We start from the raw sequence: 21,811 nt of genomic DNA on the forward strand, positions 1-21,811 counted from the left end.
TTATTTCTGAAAACATCCATTTAAATCCATGAAAATTTTCATATATCTTTAAGTTAAAACTAATCATACCCTCATCTACTTCATGCTTAATAGAGGATAAGCTACGATACATCATACATAAGGAGAAACGCCTATGAAAATCAAGAAAAAACTCGGTACGGTCAGGAACCGTCTGGTAGCCTCATTTTTAATCGTATTGTTGCTTCCCAGTCTGGTTATAGGAGGATTCGCCTATCTGACCGCCAAACAGCAAGTAGATACACAGCTCGCCAACATGGCCGACACGGACATATCGCTCGTTAGCAGCATGGTTAACCAATACATACAAGCTAAACAATCAGATGTGGGACTCTTATCCGAATCCATTACATCAACGAATCCTGAAGCCGCATTAAAGGCCTATACCAATAACCATTCGGAGGTCGAATCGGCTATCTTCGTTAACAGTGACGGACAGCATGTGTACGCTTCTTCCAGTCAGAGCCAGCCAGACAACGATAAACCTCTGGAGAGCGAATACTATACGAAGGCGATTGCCGCTCCAGGACAGGTTGTTCTGACAGAGCCGTTCACTTCGGAACAGTCGGGTAACACGGTAGTGACCTTAGCGAAAGCGTCCAGTGACAGCAAGTCAGTCGTCGCCGTAACCCTGGATTTAAGCACTCTGCAAGAAACTGTAGGTCAGATTAAAATTGGAGATAACGGCTTTGTCGTCATTTTTGGCGCGAATGGCTCCATGATCGTAACCCCGCCGTGGGGCGCTGATGGTCCACAGGGTGAGGAAGCGGAAACTGCTAGTGCAACACCGGTCAACGCTTCTTCCGATGCAGAACAAGACAGCACTCAAGGGGAGGGAGGACCCGGGACAACGATGTTTGAAGGCGATTCCGGGCAAATTGAACAAAGTTCTCCTGAAGGAGAAACACGCCAACTCGTCTATATTACCAATCAGCTTACGGGTTGGAAAATTGCAGGGGATCGCTCGCCGATCGAGATTGTGCAAGCGGCCAAACCCATCTGGAACAATACTTTGATAGTCATCTCCGTGTTTGCCCTATTAGGTATAGGGATGACCATCTTGATCGTGCGTTCGATCACCAAACCGCTCAAAACATTGAATGATGTATCCGGGGAAGTCAGTCGGGGAGATTTGAGCCGAAGTGCAGCCATCCATTCGAATGACGAACTGGGTCAGTTGGGTGATGCCTTCAACCTGATGGTCGGTTCCCTGAATTCCATTGTATCCGAAGTACAAAATTCGTCTAATCAACTGGTCACCGCTTCGGAACAGTTATCCGCTAATGCGGGTCAAAGTGCTACGGCAACAGGGCATATTGCTGAAACGATTGAACAGATGGCGGAAGGCGCTGACAGACAGGTCGCGCTGGTTGAAGAAAGCCTGCGTACTATTCAGCATGTGGCGGAACAAATCGGTCATATCGCCAATAATGCCTCAGCAACAGCTATAGCTACAGAACAGGTTGCGGAGAAATCCAAGGAAGGCGGACAGGCCATCACTGGCGCTGTGACACAAATGGGAACCATCCACCATTCCGTCAACCGTGTGTCGGATGGGATTAACCATCTGGTTCAGACTTCGTTGGAGATCGGGCAAATTATCAAGGTCATCTCCGATATCTCCCGTCAGACCAATTTACTGGCTTTGAATGCGTCCATTGAGGCTGCACGGGCAGGTGAGCACGGCAAAGGTTTTGCTGTTGTAGCCAGAGAAGTAGGCGCACTCGCGGAGCAGGCAGCCGCTTCAGCGAAGCAAGTCAATACACTAATTGGCAGCATCAATGAAGGAATCCAGCATGCGGATCAATCCATGGTTGAGGCGATTGATGAGGTTTCCAAAGGGATGAACGTCATGAATACGGCGGGCCAGCTCTTTGACGAAATCACCTTGTCCGTGGATAAGGTGAACAGCAAAGCCAGCGAAGTGTCCACCATGGCCGATGATATTGTTCAAGAAACCTCCCATGTGGTGGCGAAAATCGAGGACATTTCTCATGTTTCCCGGGAAACGGCGGAAGGAGCACAGACGGTATCTGCGGCAACAGAGCAGCAACTTGCTTCAATGCAAGAGATCAGTTCATCTTCATCTTATCTGGCTCGCATGGCATCACGTCTTCAGGAACTCACGGAAAGGTTCAAAATCTAAAGAGAATGCGATTAATTATAATGAAAACAACATAATTTCAAACAAAATCTCCTATTTAGCATATAATAAAGAAGGAGCATCTTAATTCGCGATGGTGCAATCATTTCTTTATGAATTCAGGGAGAGAAAATCATGAATATTTTTGAACATCAGATACCTTTGGAAAAAGTGAAATTCAATGAACCGCTAAAAAATCACACGTTTATTAAAATTGGTGGTAACGCAGATATTCTCATCCATCCAACAACGATAGACGAAATCACAAAAATCGTAGAGATTGCCAACATACATCAATTGCCTCTGACGGTTATTGGCAAAGGGTCGAACGTCATCATTAAAGATGGCGGCATCCGGGGAGTAACGATTTCTCTTAGCCACTTCGACCAAATTAAAGTGAATGAGGACAGCATGATTGCGCAAAGCGGCGTTGATATCATTGATGTATCCAGACTTGCTTTAGAGCATAGCTTGACCGGTTTGGAGTTTGCTTGTGGCATTCCCGGCAGCACGGGGGGCGCACTATACATGAATGCTGGTGCTTATGGCGGTCAGATCGCTGATGTAGTTGAACGTGCGACTGTGATCACCAAAGACGGCGCAGTGTTGGAGATCCCGCGAGAAGAGATGAAGTTTGGTTATCGAAATAGTCTTTTCAAGATGGATCACTATATCATATTGGAGGCCGAATTCGGGCTCAAAAAAGGAAACAAGGATGATATTGCAAGCAAAATGAAGGAATTAACGTTCTTGAGAGAATCCAAGCAGCCGCTGGAGTACCCTTCTTGTGGAAGTGTATTTAAACGACCTGAAGGACATTTTGCCGGAAAACTAATTCAGGACTGCAACTTGCAAGGTACTCGCATTGGAGGGGCTGAAATCTCTATGAAGCATGCGGGTTTTATCGTAAATGTGGATCACGCTACTGCCCAGGATTATATGGATCTGATCCAATTTATTCAGAAGAAAGTATATGATACGTTCCAAGTTGAATTGGAAACCGAAGTAATTTTTCTGGGAGAATAACTTGATGAATGACTTGAGGGGTCGCCTTTGGCGGCCTTTTTTGATTGAGGGGATTGCACGAAATCAAGTGCCTGTATGCTAATTATGGTAATATTAGAATGATTTTGTTTAATATTTCATCGTTATCATAAGGAGTGTATATTGAGGTGTCCAAACGTAACAGAAGAATTGTACTAATTGCGGCAATGGTGATTTTACTGTCGCTCTTGTCAGTCGTTACTTATATGTATATGAATGAACGAGCTGGCGGGTTAGCTGATCGACGGATCTCCAAAGTTTGGGGAATGAATGAACCTATACGTATACCTATAGCGAACAGTCCTGAGGGGGCAGTTCAGGAATTTAGAGGTGAATTTTATACCTCGCAATTTATTCATCAGGAGGCTGTAGATGGGGGCATGATTTTGTTTACACATAAAAAAGGTAGGGAGAATATCAGTAATCTTCAGGTGGAGTATGTTCGCAAGAACATTTTCGGATGGAAATGGGTGTGGGGTGGAGGATATTCCGTCAGCGAGGCTACAGAAGGCGAGTTTGCTTTGGATTATATGAGTATTCCGATACTGGACCAAGTCTCCACTCCGTTTCCGATGTTATTTGGTAATATTCAAGACTCTTCCATTAAACGTATATCCGTAGAGACACAGGAAAATGGAACAGTAATTGCGAGCGAAGCGAAACTGGTTGAGGTGAGTCATGGACACTTGATCTGGTATATTTACCTTCCTCCGTCAGCGGCTATCCCATATATAATTAAGGGATTTAACGAAGAAGGGAAGCTAATTACCCATGAACAAATTAAAGATGCCAATGACAGTGGGTCGTTAACTCTGAGGAAATGAGATAGGTACTATCAAAGACATAAAGTGAAAAGTAAACAACACCATAATCGTTTCAGAGGTCGCCTTTGGCGGCCTTTTTTGCTGCCAAAGTAGTACCAACCATTCCGCCAACGAATGAACCGATCCTACAAACCCGCGTCGCGCAAGCGATTGGCTCATGCTATGGCTGATTGAACGATTGTTGCTGACCCCGCTCTCCCTTAACATGTGAACAGAGGAGCCTGCTCGTCATTCACCATCATTTTGTCAAAGGGGGCCCGCGATCGTATGGCTGAGCTGTCGGAAACATCAAAGCTGCAACCCGGGGTTAGAGTCAATAGACCCGTCAAACCAAGTTATCTACGTAACATTCGAAAACACTGGATGTTGTATGTCATGATCCTGCCCGGTATTTTGTTCTATATTATTTTCAAGTACATTCCACTGGGCGGAAGCGTGATCGCATTTCAGAACTTTCAGATTATGAAAGGTATATGGAGCAGCCCATGGGTAGGTCTGGATAACTTCAAGTTTATTTTTACGTATCAGGATTTCTATCATGTGCTTCGGAACACAGCTCTGATTGCCTTATACAAACTGGTGATCGGATTTCCTGCTCCCATCCTGCTGGCGCTATTGTTCAACGAAGTGAGAAAAATGCTTGCCAAACGCTTTTTGCAAAGCCTGTTCTATCTGCCTCATTTTCTCTCCTGGGTTGTCGTCGGGGGGATCGTGTTTGAGGTGCTAGCCTCAGGTGGTTTTGTAAACGCTGTCCGTGGGTGGTTCGGGTTCGAACCGATTTTGTATATGCAACAAGAGCAATATTTCCGTCCTATCGTCGTCCTTTCCTCCATCTGGAAAGAGGTGGGTTGGGGAACGATCATATATCTTGCTGCGGTAAGTGGCATTGACCCCACGCAATATGAAGCGGCAGTGATGGATGGAGCGAATCGTTGGAAACAGACAATCTACATTACGCTACCTGCGTTATTCCCAACAATCCTGACGCTGTTCCTGCTGAATATCGGCAATTTCCTGGAACTTGGCTTTGATCAGATCTATAACCTGCTGACACCGATGACCTACTCGGTAGGAGATATCATTGAGACATATGTATACCGTTCAGGTGTCCTGCAAGGGCAGTATAGCGTAACAACAGCCATTGGTCTATTCCAGTCAGTGATTGGCTTTATTCTGCTCTGGGTCTTCAATCGGCTTGCGAGAAAATCAGGAGAGGGGTTGTGGTAATGATCAAGCAGACGATTGGAGAAAAGCTGTTCCAAACCGCCAATTACATTTTCCTGACACTTGCAGCCTTTACGATGCTCCTTCCATTGCTGCATCTGCTTGCGGTTTCCCTGAGTTCGCCGGTTGCAGCAGACTCCAAAGAAGTATTTCTGTGGCCTGTCGGTTTTACCTTCGCTTCATGGAAGCACATTTTGCAAAGCTCGGGTTTATGGCAATCATTTGGTGTAACCGTATTCATTACGGTAGTGGGTACTGCACTTAGTATGTTGTTTTCAGTGCTGACCGCTTTTCCGTTGTCGCGCAGAGAATTCATGATTCGCAAACAAGTCATGCTGGGCATCGTGATTACGATGATTTTTAATGCACCGATGATCCCGTTCTTCCTGACGGTGAGGGAGCTGGGGATGATGAATTCCATCTGGTCTCTGATCATTCCTGGTGTAATTGGCACATTTAATATGGTCATTCTGCGTACCTTTTTTATGAGCTTGCCCAAGGAACTTGATGACACGGCAAGAATCGACGGTTGTCATGACTTCCGAATTTTGTTCCAGATCTATCTGCCGCTATCCAAGCCGGTTCTTGCTACGGTCAGTCTGTTCTATGCGGTAGGATACTGGAATACGTTCCAGCGGGCAGTATTGTTCCTTCGTGATCCAGGTCTCTGGCCTTTGCAGATGAAGCTACGAGCATATTTAACTAGCCCGGAGGAACTGGCTCAGGTGAACATGTTCCTAGGTGATTACAACTTCAATACAACCACGTTAAAGGCAGCGACGATACTTTTTGCAAGCGTTCCCATAATTTTGGTGTATCCTTATTTACAGAAGTATTTTGTGAAAGGTTCCTTGCTTGGATCACTGAAAGAATAAACCATGTTCAGGGGGATGATTCCATGAGAAAACAACTGACCCGCAAGATGATGCCGCTGATGCTCAGTCTAGCCATGCTGTTGGCCGCAGGATGTGGCTCGGCTACTACTAATTCCGGAAATGACGGTGGTAACGGCGAAGGCAGTGGTGGAGCTGTAAAAGTCAAAGTATTCAAAAGCCATATGGGTGTCGGAAGCTTGCCAACTGCGGATAATCCACATGTGAAATACATCGCTGAACAGACCGGAGTCCAGTATGAACTCATTACAACGCCTCCGGGTTCAGAGCCATCCGAATACTTGAACCTGATGATTGCCTCGGATGAACTGCCAGATATCCTGCGCCCGATTGGAGGCATTGAGCAGACGCTGATTCAGCAGGGAGGCGCGTTGCCACTGGATGAACTGCTACCTGAATATGCACCGCATGTGTGGGAAAGTATTCCTCAGGAAGCTTGGGATATCGTACGCTCTGCTTCACCTGACGGTAAAATCTATTATGTGCCCAAGGTATTTCTTGTGCCTGAACGTGCACCGTTAATACGTCAGGATTGGGTGGATAAGGTGGGCATGGAGTTGCCAAAGACCACTGATGAATATGTGGAGCTGCTCACAGCCTTCCGTGACAAAGACCCGAATGGCAACGGCAAACCGGATGAACTGCCAACAAGCGGCAGGGAATTCGGCAGATGGATGGACCATCTGTTCGCCATGTATGGTGTGGCGATGTGGGAAGGATATCCCGAATGGGATGAATACGATGGAAAAATCCAGTACGCAGGGACTACAGACAATATGAGGGAAGCAATCAAGTTCATTCGCATGTTATATGTGGAAAAACTGCTGGACAATGAAACCTTCTTGAACAAAGGGGAAGTCTGGCAGGCCAAAATCAATAATAACCTCGTAGGCAGCTGGTACCATTTGCCTGCAAATGTGCGAGATCGGTACAATGCGATGCTGACCCAGGCTCCAGATGCCTACATTGCAGCAATGCCGTTGCCCAAAGCCGAAGGGTTTGAAGCTTTTGTCACCCAGAAGAGCATGGGCGAACCGGAATGGATGATCCCAGCCACCAAACAGGATAATGCGCCAAATGCGCTGAAGCTGCTGGACTTCTTCTATAATCCTGAAAATGATGAGTTCGGTCGCTTCGGTCTTGAAGGTGAGCAGCATGAAGTCAAGGATGGACGCAAAGTCATTCTTCCACCTGCTGACAATAAACCGCTTGCCTTGGGTATGAAGAATCTCACTACAGCAGAAGACATGAATAAACGAATTGAAGAGACATATCCAGAAGATCAGCAGCAAATGGTCAAAGACATGTTCGAAGTCAGTACTGCCGATGCACGGCAAATTGCAGGTGACGGTCTGCCAGCCTCTGTATATGAAGGTTTTCCTGATATCCAGTCCCACAAGCTGTTCCAGGAGGTATTGACCAAGATTGTCATCGGCGAGCTGCCGATCGAGGCTTATGATGAATATGTGAAGAAATGGAATGCTTCCGGGGGAGAAGTGGTCACCCAGCGTGTACAGGAATGGTATGAGAAGGTGAGAAAATGAAAAAAAGATATGCCCTATGTGGAGTCAGCGGCAGAGCATTAGGACAATTTGCAAAACCAATTCATGAGCTGTTTAGCCATAATTCAGAGGTTGTCGCGCTGTTGGATACCGATCCTGCACGGTTTGAAGTCTATCGCGCCCGTTTTCCTGAGCACACAGAAATAGCAGTATATGGAGCTTCGGATTTCGGGGTCATGGTCGATGATACTCGGCCTGACTGTATCATCGTGGCTGGCAGGGATGATACCCATGTCCACTATATTGTTGCCGCGTTGGAGCGGGATCTTGATGTTATTACCGAAAAGCCGATGACGACGACAGGAGCTGATGCCAAACGTATTCTTGAAGCGGAAGCAAGGAGTAAAGGCAACGTCATCGTAACGTTCAATTATCGGTATATGCCGATCCACATGCGCATCAAGGAATTGATTCAGCAGGGGAAACTCGGTCGCGTCACTTCCATAGACCTTAACTGGTATATCGATACCCATCACGGCTCCAGTTATTTTAAACGCTGGAACCGTGAACGGGCATTCTCAGGCGGTCTGTCTGTCCATAAAAGTACCCATCACTTTGATCTGGTACAGTGGTGGATCAATCAAAAGCCAATTGAAGTTTTTGCCTATGGAGCACTGAACTATTATGGGGCTGAAGGTGAATGGAATCCCGCACAGGAGGACGGAAGACATTGCCGTACATGCGATGTGTCAGAAGAGTGTGCCTATTATTCCCGCTGGACGTCCCGCAGTCGTCAGATCCGGGTACCGGATGACCATCTGAACCAGCTCGGTATAGCAAGCCAGAAGGAGTTTCCGTACACTTCATACCGCCCCGACCAGTGTATCTTCGATTCCACCATTGAGATTGAAGATACGTACGCTGCAGCCGTGAAATATAGCGGGGGTGCACTGATGAGTTATTCGGTCAATTTCTCTCTTCCTTACGAGGGTTACCGTCTGGCGGTAAATGGTACAAAGGGGCGTCTGGAAACACTGGAGTATCATATGCCCGCCCGGACGCCTTTTCCCACACCGGTCCAGACGATTGATTACTTTCCGCTCTTTGGTTCGAAAGAGACGATTCACGTTGTTCATCGTGAAGGTGGGCATGGAGGAGGAGATCCACTGCTGCTCGAGGATATTTTCCTTGGTGAAGATAAGAGACGCCCTTACCGAATTCTGTCGGGCGCTGAAGATGGGGCTTATTCCGTTGCCGCTGGAGAAGCAGTATGGCGATCCGTGGAAGAGCATCGGCCTATTTCCATAGACGAGGTGCTGGGTGGTTGGAACAGCAGAGTGCCCACGCACAAAGGGAGGGAGAAGTGATATGAGTAGCCATGTTTATTTTGAACCGGAGGAGAGCATGGCTTATCAGAGTGGTGGAGGCATTAAGCACGCTCTGATGAGCATTGCGGCAAGGTACATTGGAGCCAATCCTCCTCATCCTCCGGTCTACAGAGTGAGTCGACCAGGACTTGTACGCAAGTGTGATGATCACCGCTACGTCTTCCCGCTGGTGGATCTATTCCCCAACATGCAGAGAGGACAACAGGTCTATACATGGGCCAAACTGTGGAGCGACAGTGATCAGGAATTTGTTTTTCATATCACCTGCTTCGGACCTGTTAGGCTATATCATAATGGCGTGTTGATCTATGGTTCTGCTCCAGAGGAAGAATATCCTGAGATACCTGTTCTGAAACTGAAATGTCAACTGGACAGAGGCTGGAATCACTTCGTTCTTGAATTCAAATTAGGGAAAAAGGGGGGAGGTGGCCAGTTTGGCACTGGCTCCCGGAAGAACAAACCACTTCACTTCATTGTGCCTTCGCTCGAACGAGATGGGGAAGAAGGCTGGCTCTACAGCGAGCCGTTGGATGTTCCGTTGTCGGAAATTCCTTCTGGCCCCATGCGAGAGAAGGCCACTGGCGTTAACTGGTTGCCTCGGGAGGAAGACCCCGAGAAGCCATCGCCTTATGGACAGTTAGCACGGATGTATGGATTGACCAGTGGCATGTCTGCATATGCATGGACGAAGATAAGGGGTACGAAATGTGGCTTTGAGACTGTGCAAATCTCTGGTGAGGCTTACAGCCCGATTGAATTCTCGGTGGATAGCAAGGTGCTATTCCGACAAGAGCAGGCCGGTCTCTTCCGTTTCGAACTGCCATTGTCTGCTGCGGTGCAAGATCTGACTGTAAAGTGTACATGTGGCGACCGGAATTGGGGATTCCGTATGGACCTGACTACACAAGAACTGCTGACGCCTGCACTGGATGTAAAAGGGCATAGAGACAATTGGCTGTACCTGGGTCCTTTTCAAGCGAAACAAGAGATTGATCTGTCTTCCTGCCAGAAGATGAAGCGGACTGTTCGTAGCGGAACAGGTGAAGAAGTATACTGGCGAACAGAGGTGCCAGGCGGAGAGGTACGTCCATTTCTGGAAAATGAATGGTATGGCCGATGGAACTATCCCCTAGGCGTCACGTTATACGGATTGCTTCAGCTCGGCAAAGCGGGTCAGCGAGCGGATATTCGAGACTATGTGCTGAACCACATTGAATTTGCCTCTTCACGTTTCAGCTACTCCTTATGGGACAGAGAACGTTATGGTGCAGCTGGGCTGAATAATCAGCTCTCCCATATCGACAGCCTGGATGACTGTGGATCTTTCGGCGCCACCATGCTGCTTGCCGATCAGGAACGCAAGTTGGACGGCGTTTCAGAGACGGCAGCGCATATCGCAGACTATGTTTTGTATGAACAGGCTCGTCTGGAAGATGGCACGTTATACCGCAAGATTGGTGTCTCCAGATCGATGGATAACACGATGTGGTGTGATGATCTGTATATGAGCATCCCGTTCCTGTGCAGGTACGCCGAATGGTCAGGTGACGATAAGCTGCTGGATGAAGCGGCAAGGCAGGTTCTTTTGTATAAAAAGTATCTGTATATTTCAGAGCGTCAAATCATGTCCCATGTATTCGATGTGGAGCGAGGTGAGCCAACACGGACCCCGTGGGGGCGAGGCAACGGCTGGGTGCTGTTCTCTTTGTCCGAACTGCTGACGGTCCTTCCTCAAAAACATCCATCCTATATAGTTCTCATTCAGTTCTACAGGGAATTGTGTGAAGGATACTTGGCATTGCAGGGTAAAAACGGATTGTGGCATCAGGTATTAACGGACCCGGAGTCGTATGAGGAAACATCCTGTACCTCCATGTTCATCTATGCGTACGCCCGAGGGGTGCGAAAGGGCTGGCTTTTAGATCCGAAACCCTATGCACAAGCGGTGCAACAAGGGTGGAAGGGGCTTGTAGAGCGCACAATTGATAAAAGAGGCAATGTATACGGCGTATGTCGTGGCTCCAGTTACTCTTTCACGAATCATTATTATAAGCACGAACTGGGGTGGAATCTGAATGATACCCATGGGATCGGCATTGTACTTCTTGCTGGGCTTGAAACGATTTCCATGCAGGAATGGCAGACGAACACGCCAAATTTCGCTGCGGAAAGGGTCGAAACTCCGGGAGAAATGGAGAAATCATCTTTTTAGAGGGAGAAAATAGGCTGTTGTACCGGGTCGTATTGGGCATATGGGAACGGTATAATATCGGTATATTGCATATGAGGTGGGATAATTGTGACCCTTTCCTTCTTGAAGTGGCTGAAATTTAATGTCACCAATACCCAGACCCGGCTGCTGTTGATTCTGACCGTGGTTGTCTTCATGATTATTATTGCGGTGGGGATGACAACGTATTATTCTTCCAAGTCGGTGTTACAGCAAGAATTAAGTGAGCCGCAGCACCAGATGCTGCGCATCAGTATGAATGATATTGATGAAGTGATCCGCGAAAGTGACCAGATTGCCGTGAAAATTGCACTGAACAGTAATGTATACCGATTTCTCACCAATGAAGTACAAGGATCATACCGCAATATTACGGAACTGGTACAATTTCTGGAAACTTTAATCAGTAGTACGTCCTTTATTAAGAGCGCTTACATTTATGATATGAATCGGGAGAGCATCGTTGCTTTTCCACAAGGCTACAGCTCAAGCAAGGTTAATTTTCCGGATGCGGGTTGGGTTGGCGTTGCCGATGAACTTGAAGAGCGTCCCATGCTGGTCAAGCAACGTGAGATTTCCACTTCTTCTGGTGCATCCATGCCGCAAATTACACTTTACCGAAAAATAATGATTGCTGGCGACTTAAAAGGGGTTATCGCAGTCAATTTCAAGACAGAGAAGATGTTCGAGCACATGCTGCTCTCATCCGTCTCCGACCTTGACAGCCATCGATTCATCCTCGACACCAACAACCAGCCTTTATATGATCTTGGCAATTATGCCGTCGGAGAGGAAGCCGTCAGTCATGTGCTCACCCAACTGGATGGTGAAAAGCTTGGCGAGTTTAAGCATGAGGGTAAGCTTTTACTGGCTTCACAGACCATTTCACCTTACACCGGATGGCGCTATCTGTCCGTAATATCACAAGACAGTCTGCTGGCTAATGCACAGAAAATCCGTAATATTGTTTTTATCGTATCTCTGTTGGCTCTTGTAGCAGGAGCGGCTACAATCACATTTTACAATGCAGCTGCTTTTAGACCGGTAAGACGCATGAGGCAACTACTCAGTGGGTACGACCAGGAGAAAATTCATCCGGAAGAGATCGATCTGGAGAAAATAACGGGTCAACTGTTAACAGATCATGCTCAGCAGGCCATCAATCTCAGGCAGACCCTTCCGGAAGCTTCATCCAAATTTCTGACGGATATTTATAACGGACATATGACAGGAAGTCGGGAGATTAGCGAGAAATGGTGCCGTTACTTCAAGGATTGGAGCGATGAGCCACTCTCTATTGCTATGTTGTCAATTGACAATTATCAGGCCTGGTGTGAACGCTTCAAGAAATCGGATCACTCCCTGCTGAAATTTGCCATTGGGAATATCACTGCTGAACTGTTGTCTGGACAGTGGCGAGTGTTATCTGCCGATCTGGGCAGAGATCGGATGCTCGTGATGCTGCAACCGCTTGATTATGGCGGGGAAATGAGCGTAGCGACATCAATTCGAGAGGCAATTGGCATGATTTCCCGCTTGCTCAAGTTCCAGGTGTCGAGCGGCGTTAGCGGGGGTCAAGACGGGTTCGTACACCTTCAGCGAGCCATGCATGAAGCGGAGAGTGCGTTGGATTACAGATTGTACCGGGGGAATGAGCGAGTTATTTCGTATGAAGAGATATCAGGTCTGCAACCGCCGGAGAACACATCGGAAGAACATGAATTCATGACTCAACTGACGGAGATCATCGAAGCAGGCAGAGACGAAGAAGCCCTGAAGGCTTTTGACAAAATAATCGGTCGAATGGCACATGAGCAATGGCATCCTTCATCTGCGCTGGCCTTTCTTGAAGCTGTTGCAGCTACACTTGAACGTATTCGCCTGAAGCGCGAGACAGAAGGTTGCAGACTCGAAATGGTGGATATGCGGACCATGCATCTTGAGGCTGTCTGTGAAGTGCTGCGAAGTCAGATCGAAAGTTTGGCTGATTGGTTCGATAGCCTTATGCTCAGCAAAGATTTTTTACAATGCCAACATATGATTGCTTTTATGAACAACCACCTGGAAGATCCGGTAAGCATTCAGGAGATTGCCGAGCATGCCGGGATCGGAAGCAGTCTGGCAAGCCAATTGTTCAAGCAGGAAATGGGCGATACCATCCACGGATATTTCACCAAGCTTCGGATGGAACGTGCCTGTGAACTATTGCTGGATACGGATTACAGAATCTCCGAGATCGCAACGATGGTGGGTTATCAGCATGAGAACAGCTTTATTCGTGTGTATCGAAAATACAAGGAAATTACACCGGGTAAGTACAGAGAGATAATGCGAAGCCGTAGGGGTGTGCTAGGTGAGTCTTGATCCATACTTGAATCCCAGATAATGATAAGGAGGCAGAACCATTGATAGATCGACATTCAGTCATCACCAGGAATCATCCGGTATTAACTCAGCTTGAGCCCAGATCAGCTTTATCAGTAGGTAATGGAGAATTTGCGTTCAGCGCTGATTTTACGGGACTTCAGACGTATCCAGATCTGTATGAAATACCTCTCGGTACACAATCCAACTGGGGGTGGCATTATACAGGCGGTCATCATGTATTCGGAGATGAGGATATCGTCTATCAAGCATTTGAGACACATGGCCGTAAAGTGCCGTATCCCATGAAACCCGAAGATAAGGAAGAAGCCTATCACTGGCTTAGGCAGAACCCGCATCGACTTCAGCTTGGACGCATTTCATTTCGTTTGTTAGGAGAAGATGGTCAGGACACGGACGTCAACCATGTGGTCCCTGTACGTCAGGAATTGAATCTTTGGACCGGAATTCTGCACAGTGAATTTACAGTAGAGGGGGAAGAAGTACGTGTAGAGACAGCTTGTGACCCACAGCTCGATTGTATCGCCATTCGTGTACAATCCGGATTAATCCGTAAACAGCGTCTGCAACTGTTTCTTGTATTTCCATCCCCTGATATGACACACCGGAACTGGTCGAAATCAGTATTCCCCGACTGGAAGCAACCTGACAGACATTCTACTGTGCTTACATCGGTCACTTCAACTTCCGCATCATTGAAGCGTGTGCTGGATGAAGATGAGTATGAAGTGAAATGGGTCTGGGACGCAGGCCGGCTGGAACAGACGGGAGCCCATGAATTCACACTATCTCCCGAGGCTGTACATGACTCAGACATCTGGTCTTGCAGTGTATCTTTTGCTGCACATAAGCCGGAAAGCTTGCCAGCAGATGCTGTGTTGCAAGCAAGCTCGGTCCATTGGAATCGGTTCTGGAACGATGGTGGAGTGATTGATTTCGAAGGCAGCTCAGATCCGCGTGCCGCCGAACTAGAGCGCAGAGTAGTCCTATCCCAGTTTCTGAGCGCGGTGCACAGCGGTGGGTCCCTGCCGCCGCAGGAGACCGGATATATGTACAACAGCTGGTTTGGCAAAATGCATCTGGAGATGCATTGGTGGCATGCAGCGCATTTTCCACTCTGGAATCGTACCGATCTGTTGTGCAAGAGTATGGACTGGTACCGGACCATCCTGCCAGAAGCTCGCGAACTGGCCCATTCTCAAGGTTATGTCGGCGCACGCTGGCCCAAAATGGTGGGTTATAACGGGCATCAGACTCCGTCGCCGGTAGCTCCGGGATTGATCTGGCAGCAACCCCATCCCATGGCACTAGCTGAGATGTGTTATCTGTCCCGGCCTGACCCTGCTATGTTAACAAGGTATAAGGATATCGTATTTGAAGCGGCTGACTTTATGGTGTCCTATGCCCATTGGGAAGAGGAAAGACAAGCGTATGTGTTAGGTCCCCCGCTTATTCCTGCCCAGGAGAATCACGCCATGAACGATAGTTTGAATCCGCCTTATGAATTGGAGTACTGGAAATTTGGCTTGGAGATAGCCATCCTGTGGGCAGAGCGCTTGAATCATCCAGCCAATCCAGACTGGGCAAGAGTGGCTTCGCGCATGGTTAAACCTCGACATGAGGACGGTGTGTACCTTGCACACGAGAATTGTCCGGACACTTTTACTGCTAAGAACCACGATCATCCCTCGATGGTTGGAGCACTTGGACTATTGCCAGGTTCGTTGATCGATCCGGAGATCATGAGAAATACGTTGCTCAAGGTTAAAGAGTGCTGGGACTGGGAGTCCGCCTGGGGATGGGATTTTCCGATGTGTGCGATGACAGCGGCAAGACTGAATGAACCTGAGCTTGCAATGGATTTCTTGTTGATGGATGCGACGAAGAACACGTATTTACCTAATGGGCACAACTATCAGAGAGCCGGGTTGTGGGCATATCTGCCCGGGAACGGTGGCTTGCTGACTGCTGTTGCCATGATGGCTGCAGGCTGGACAGGGACGGGAGAAAAAGAAAATCCGGGATTTCCGCGGGATGGAAGCTGGATTGTGAAGTGGGAAGGTCTTCATCCGTTGATGTAATCGTCAGAATGTTAAACCCTCGAAATAACGGTACAGATTGGCTTAGTCCATCAGAAGGAGGATTTCGATATGGTTGGAACGTCGACAAGGGCAGTTACACAGGAACGCAGAATGTCTGTCAAAATAGCAGATACCATGCTTTCCGAATGCCAGAATGGCAATCACCCCAAGATTGCAAACAAATGGGGTTATGTAGGCGGGATGACGTTGATGGCACTTGAACGCGCTGCCGAATGGAATCAAGAATCCCGTTATGCGGAACTTGTTCATCGTCACATGGATGACCTCATTGAGAATGACGGCACCATTCGGACCTATCAGCTGAATGATTACAACCTGGATATGATCAATGAAGGCAAAAATCTGTTCAGTCAGTGGAAGAATTCCGGCAATGAAAAGTATGTTAAAGCGATCCTGCACCTCGTTGACCAGCTTAAAGGACAGCCCCGGACATGTGAAGGTGGGTTCTGGCATAAGAAAATATATCCCTTTCAGATGTGGCTGGATGGCATTTATATGTCTTCACCCTTTCTGGCGGAATACGCCAGTACTTTCGATCACCCCGAGAGCTTCGATGAAGTGGCACGGCAGATTCTGTTGATTGAGCGAAAGACACGTAATCCACGAACTGGTTTATTGCATCACGCCTGGGATGAGAGCAAGGAACAACGCTGGTGCGATCAAAATACTGGTCGATCCTTTCATGTTTGGGGCCGGGCCATGGGATGGTATGCAATGGGGGTGGTGGATGCACTGGAGCACTTTCCGGTGGATCATCCACAGCGTGGACAGATCATGGGTATATTTGAACGAATGGCCTATGCGATTGCTCACGCTCAGGATCAGGATAGCGGACTCTGGTACCAAGTGATGGATCAGAACGGCAGAACAGGAAATTATCTAGAAGCCTCTGCTTCCTGTATGCTGACCTATGCACTCGCGAAAGGCCTTAGGTTACATTATCTGGCTGAGCTGAACCGTGAAGTCGTTGATCATGCCTATGCAGGCATATTGAAGCGGTTGGTCACTGAAGATGAAAATGGGGTGCATCTGCACCACATCTGTCATGGTGCCGGACTCGGTGGCAAGAAGTATCGGGACGGTTCTTATGAATATTACATCAGTGAACAGGTCGTTAGTGATGTACAGATGGGCGTAGCCCCATTCTTGTTAGCCAGTATTGAGATAGAGAGACTTGGAGCGAAAGAAGGGTGAAGCATCACATAGACCATCCAGACACCTCAGGCACACGGCCGGACAAGAACAAGCTATTGCTGAAATATCCCTCTTCCTGGTGGCAAGGGATGTGGCGAGAAGCACTTCCTTCCGGAAACGGTAAACTTGGTGCTTCAGTACAAGGTGGAATTCAGGCGGAAACCGTACTCTTGCAGCACAGTGAATTATGGCACTGGGGGCACAAGGATAAGCTGCCCGATGTCAGTTATACCTTATCAGAGACCCGCAAGTTAATGGATGAGGAACGATATCTGGAGGCAAGTTGGCATCTGACTCGTAAGCTGCAAGAAGAAGGTTACGCGTCAAGGTTGTCTTCCCGCTATCCGCTGGCAACAATGACGGTGGGCATGCCTTGTAATAACGCTTTTCGCAAATATCGGCGGGAACTGCATATGGACACAGGAGAAGTTCAGGTGCGCTGGCTGGAGGGGAGTCAGAGCTATGCAAGAAGTCTGTTTGTCTCGCGAGCAGACGATTGTGTTGTCTATGAGATCCAAACCCATAGAGTGAAAGATGAAGTAAGTGCACAAGGAACAGGTTCGGATGGACATTCATTACTGTCGGGAACTATAGGCCTGCAATTCCCGGAAGGTGACCGGGTGAGAGAAGACGATGAGTTCAACGTTCTACAGTTGTCTATAACAATGAGAATCGACCGGGATGATCGTGGAGACTACCTTTGCTATGGCGGGAAAAATGACGATGGACAGGACTATGGTGCGGTGCTACGACTGATCCAATTGAACGAAATACCTGATGCGATTCATGATAAGCAAAAGGAAAGCGAGCCTAACGAAGATACGCACAGCAGGCAACTTCATTTCCATACCTCTGGAAAAGTGCTTGTGCTTGTCAAAATGTTTGCTACGGGTAGACGAGCGGAGGAATGGACACGGTTGAAGCAGGAACTCGCATTGCTTGAGAGCGACTACAATACGTTGCTGGATCGGCATATCTCACTGCATCAACCGTTATTTAGGTCCGCTGAACTTGATCTGGATGATGAGAATGATGACGGGCGCTGCAATGAAGACTTGCTTATGGAAGCCTATGAAGGTGAAGCACCTACAGGCTTAATGCGCAAGATGTGGGCCTATGGTCGATATCTCTTCATCAGCGGAACTTCTGAACATAGCGGATTGCCATTTGGATTATACGGCTTGTGGGGTGGAGATTATCGCTTGATCTGGGGCCACAATATGGCGAATGAGAATGTGCAAATGATGTATTGGCACACTGCGGTAGGTGGTTTATCCAATCTGAATCGTTCGTTGTTCCGCTATTACAACGGATTAATGGATGACTTTCGGGATAATGCTCGCAAGCTATATGGATGCCGTGGGATTTACATTCCTGCTGGAACAACACCAGGTATCGGTGTGCCTAACCAGATTGTTCCGGTAATCATGAATTGGACGGGAGCAGCAGGATGGATCGCCAGGCATTATTATGCTCATTATCAGTTCACTGGGGATAAGCAATTTCTGCTGGAGGAAGCCCTGCCCTTTATGAAGGAGGCCCTTCAGTTCTATGAAGATTTTTTGGTGCTGGGTGCAGACGGAAAATATAAGATATACCCGTCTGTTTCGCCAGAGAATACACCTGAGAATTTTATGCCTAAGCATGGACAGCCATTGGCCCACCCTATGCCTACAGCCATTAATGCGACTATGGACATTGCAATTATGAAAGAACTGCTACAGCATGTCATTGCAGCCAGTCGACGAACTGGATTGCATACGTCTAAGATTCCGTGCTGGGAAGCCATGCTGAAGCATATGCCCGATTATCTTCTTGAACCTGAGGGAGCTGTGAAAGAATGGCTGCATCCTGCGTTTGAAGATCGACGTGATCATCGTCATCTTTCACACCTGTATCCTGTTTTTCCAGGACAGGAGGTCACCCGTGAAGAACAGCCAGAACTGTTCCAAGCGTTCGAGACAGCAGTTGATCAGCGAAGGCTTGGTGCTCAGAGTGGCTGGTCTCTTGCACATATGTCGTCCATATATGCTCGACTTGGTAATGGTGAGCGAGCGCTGGAAAGTCTCGATATTCTTGCGCGCTCCTGTGTGCTGAGTAATGGATATACGTTGCATAATGACTGGCGCAATATGGGGATATGTATGTCCATGCCTGCTGCCCCGATTCAGTTGGATGCCAATATGGGCTGGGTTAATGCAGTGCAGGAAATGCTGCTCTATGTATCAGAACACTGGATCAAGCTGCTGCCGGCTTTGCCAGAACGCTGGGTACGAGGTTCCATACACGGCTGGCGTATTCCCGGAGGTAGTGTGTCCTGTACATGGGATCAGAGCTCCGGTTTGTTCCGGGCAGAAATCAGCGCCTATCGCCGGATCATGACGAAGCTTCATATTCCTGAATGGGTAAAAGCATGCGAGATGCTCAGTAGAAGTGCCTGCCTATGTGAACTCGATGAGAATGGCATCTATGAGCTTGAAATTGAAGCTGGAGGGAAACTCATTCTGGGGCGAACAAAGTTTGGAACAAATGATGAATAAAATGCCGCCAAATGGCGGCATTTTTTACATAGGGATTTAACCAATCTAATAAATGCCAAGGCTATCGGCCAACTCCATGCCTTGTGTCTGCTTGAACACTTTTCGCTTAAATAAAGTAACGACCAACTGATATTGAAGCAAAATCAGTATGAGGATCAGGATTAGAACCCACCAATGGATCTGAAACGGGATATAATCCCCAGTCTGTAATGAGATCATGTGCAAGATTGCACGCGCTGCCAGGATCGCAAAGGGTATAACAAGCATATACAGAAGGACAAATAGTGGCTTGTATACATCGACGAGCATACGGTTAATGTCTCGATGGCTGTACCCAAGCAATCGAAGGATATGCATATCCTTATGGCTATCCTGAACATTCAGCAGAATGACCAGATATATCAACAGGAAACCGACAAGAATCCCTGCCACTTGATTAATGACAGCACTGGATTGGCTCGATACTGCATCACTACGCAGAGTAGCTAACTTGTTCTCGGCAGTGACCACTCGAGCATTTGAATCCAGAGGACCACCGTTGCTGTATTCCCCGTTATGCATGGAGGGGCTAACGTTCATCCACCTCGCTAGTTGTGTTTTGGATGTATAGATTGTATCTGCTTCACCATTCTGGCTAATCTCCCGGACAGAGACGTTATGCGGTTGATGATTAATGATCAGTTGAACGGTATCTCCCGATTGGATTCCATACAACCAACGGGTCGCCTCACTCACCACAATACCATCTAGCTCAGAAGGCAGAATTAGGGTGTTGTCATGATTCATGAGTTGCACCTGTGTTCCCTGGTCGTCCATACCAACCAGCTCTACTGAGAATTTTTGCCCCTCAACTCCCCTGAGCTGGATGGACTGTCTGAGGTAGTACATGCTGGAGCTATGCGAGGTTACTTCATCTTCCCTTAGATCCGGATAACGGATATCGTACATGTAGTTCATGCCTGCCGTCTGCGATTCCAGGGCGACACCGCTCGATTGATACAATGAAGCACTCATGATAAATAACAAGGTCATCAGAAAGATTGCTGTTGCACTTAAAAATATGGCATTCCACTTGCGAAGTACGACGCGCAGAGGAAGCCTTAATGTTTCCGGCAAAAGGCCAATTACGGATTGAAAAGCTGCGGTTAATCTTCCGTTCGGGAGAGGTTTAATCGTGTTATGCATGACATAAAAGGTTTCCTGGCGTAAAAAAGGGAAGATTGCCATCCAGGTGACCAGCACCGTTCCGATGACAGGAATCCAAAGCCCGAACAAGATAGAACGGAGTTCCAGGCCACGTTCCCAGAAGGGGAAGGAGTACATTTGAGCATACATTTGGATTAGGACAGACGAACCGAAGAAACCCAAAACCATCCCGACGAGTCCTCCCGCGGTCGATAGGATCAGTGAATAAACGAGCGGTGCGCAGCTGATCTGTCTTGCCGTATATCCCAATGCCTTGAAGCAACCGAAATCTTGACGGTGAAGGCGGATGAAACGGGTGTAGAACATGTAGAAAATAAACAAAGTAATGAGTGTGAACAAAAAAAGAAAGCTGTGGGCCAGGCTTTGATTGGAATCGATTGCGATCAGTGGTTCAGTGCTACTTTCAAGACCAGAATCGAAAGCTAAATATGAGAAGGCGGGGTCACTACTTAAGCGCAATTCAGCTGAGCCGGAGTCCACACCAGGTTTGAACTGTGCTGCGTAATAACGCTCTTCCTGACCGTTTATCATATGGTACATATCAGGGGTAACGACTCCAAATGTGGCTTGATTATAATCCTGCTTCAGGTCATTGAAAGGAATAAACGATTGGTAGTCTGGCAAAAACATGGAGCCAACGATGGTGAGATTGTGACTGCCAATCGTAATCGAGTCTCCTATAGTCAGGGCATGATTATCCATATACTGCAGCATTAGGGCAACTTCCGTAGAAGCTACCGGCAGTCGGCCTTCCAATAGATAAGGTACATTAAGCATCTGGGGTGGAGCTAGCAGATAATAATTTGTACTGATTTGTGTAACTTTCTTGAATCTTTTTTCCTCGATAATAGCTTCTGTATGTATCTTCTCTAACACACGTGAACGATCTGTATCCTCTTGCAATTGGAAACGGAAATCTTCCAAATGCTGTGACTCTGCGTATTCTTGAATACGAACCTGATTACGATCCACCGAGAATTCTACAAAAAAATACATAAACGAAGTCAGCACAACCATGAGAAATAGTAGGATAGTGTATCCCCGGTTTTGCTTCAATAAACGGTACACATGCTTGTTAAGATAGCGCACTAGCCTTCCGCCTTCCCATTGTGAGTATC

At 47.6% G+C, this 21,811-nt stretch carries 13 protein-coding genes; 12 read left to right on the forward strand and 1 reads right to left on the reverse strand.

Annotated elements, in window-relative coordinates; all coding sequences use genetic code 11:
* The first annotated feature begins 133 nt into the window (after positions 1-133).
* From NYE45_RS13910 to NYE45_RS13965, 12 genes are all read left to right on the forward strand, one after another.
* Complete coding sequence (locus tag NYE45_RS13910) at positions 134-2,164, forward strand: methyl-accepting chemotaxis protein (protein ID WP_340017087.1); 2,031 nt, start codon at positions 134-136, stop codon at positions 2,162-2,164.
* A gap of 132 nt (positions 2,165-2,296) precedes the next feature.
* Positions 2,297-3,187, forward strand: a complete 891-nt coding sequence (murB, locus tag NYE45_RS13915; protein ID WP_340017088.1) for a UDP-N-acetylmuramate dehydrogenase — start codon at positions 2,297-2,299, stop codon at positions 3,185-3,187.
* A 146-nt stretch (positions 3,188-3,333) separates the two neighbouring features.
* The gene (locus tag NYE45_RS13920) at positions 3,334-4,029 is read left to right on the forward strand and encodes a hypothetical protein (protein ID WP_340017089.1); all 696 of its coding nucleotides are present in this window, start codon (positions 3,334-3,336) and stop codon (positions 4,027-4,029) included.
* A 267-nt stretch (positions 4,030-4,296) separates the two neighbouring features.
* Positions 4,297-5,256, forward strand: a complete 960-nt coding sequence (locus tag NYE45_RS13925; protein WP_340017090.1) for an ABC transporter permease subunit — start codon at positions 4,297-4,299, stop codon at positions 5,254-5,256.
* A gap of 2 nt (positions 5,257-5,258) precedes the next feature.
* Complete coding sequence (locus NYE45_RS13930; RefSeq protein ID WP_083679484.1) at positions 5,259-6,128, forward strand: carbohydrate ABC transporter permease; 870 nt, start codon at positions 5,259-5,261, stop codon at positions 6,126-6,128.
* A gap of 23 nt (positions 6,129-6,151) precedes the next feature.
* Positions 6,152-7,690: an extracellular solute-binding protein gene (locus NYE45_RS13935; protein WP_340017091.1), complete on the forward strand. Its 1,539-nt coding sequence runs from the start codon at positions 6,152-6,154 to the stop codon at positions 7,688-7,690.
* Positions 7,687-9,015: a Gfo/Idh/MocA family oxidoreductase gene (locus NYE45_RS13940; RefSeq protein ID WP_340017092.1), complete on the forward strand. Its 1,329-nt coding sequence runs from the start codon at positions 7,687-7,689 to the stop codon at positions 9,013-9,015. Before NYE45_RS13935 ends, NYE45_RS13940 begins: the two co-directional genes overlap by 4 nt.
* Before the next feature lies 1 nt (position 9,016).
* The gene (locus NYE45_RS13945) at positions 9,017-11,248 is read left to right on the forward strand and encodes a glycoside hydrolase family 88 protein (RefSeq protein WP_340017093.1); all 2,232 of its coding nucleotides are present in this window, start codon (positions 9,017-9,019) and stop codon (positions 11,246-11,248) included.
* Between the two features lie 102 nt (positions 11,249-11,350).
* Positions 11,351-13,630: an AraC family transcriptional regulator gene (locus tag NYE45_RS13950; protein WP_340017094.1), complete on the forward strand. Its 2,280-nt coding sequence runs from the start codon at positions 11,351-11,353 to the stop codon at positions 13,628-13,630.
* Positions 13,631-13,674: 44 nt separating this feature from the next.
* Positions 13,675-15,732 (forward strand): glycoside hydrolase family 65, encoded by a 2,058-nt coding sequence (locus tag NYE45_RS13955; RefSeq protein ID WP_340017371.1) that lies wholly within the window; start codon positions 13,675-13,677, stop codon positions 15,730-15,732.
* 69 nt (positions 15,733-15,801) lie between these two features.
* A complete protein-coding gene (locus NYE45_RS13960; RefSeq protein ID WP_340017095.1) occupies positions 15,802-16,947 on the forward strand; it encodes a glycoside hydrolase family 88 protein in 1,146 nt (381 codons plus the stop codon).
* Positions 16,944-19,487 carry a glycoside hydrolase N-terminal domain-containing protein gene (locus NYE45_RS13965; RefSeq protein ID WP_340017096.1) on the forward strand — a complete coding sequence of 848 codons (2,544 nt, stop codon included), beginning with the start codon at positions 16,944-16,946 and terminating at the stop codon, positions 19,485-19,487. Before NYE45_RS13960 ends, NYE45_RS13965 begins: the two co-directional genes overlap by 4 nt.
* Before the next feature lie 45 nt (positions 19,488-19,532).
* Here NYE45_RS13965 and NYE45_RS13970 read toward each other — a convergent pair whose 3' ends face one another.
* Complete coding sequence (locus NYE45_RS13970; RefSeq protein ID WP_340017097.1) at positions 19,533-21,761, reverse strand: ABC transporter permease; 2,229 nt, start codon at positions 21,759-21,761, stop codon at positions 19,533-19,535.
* Between the last annotated feature and the right edge of the window lie 50 nt (positions 21,762-21,811).

The organism is Paenibacillus sp. FSL K6-1318 (genome assembly GCF_037976905.1).
Taxonomy (GTDB): Bacteria; Bacillota; Bacilli; order Paenibacillales; family Paenibacillaceae; genus Paenibacillus; species Paenibacillus amylolyticus_A.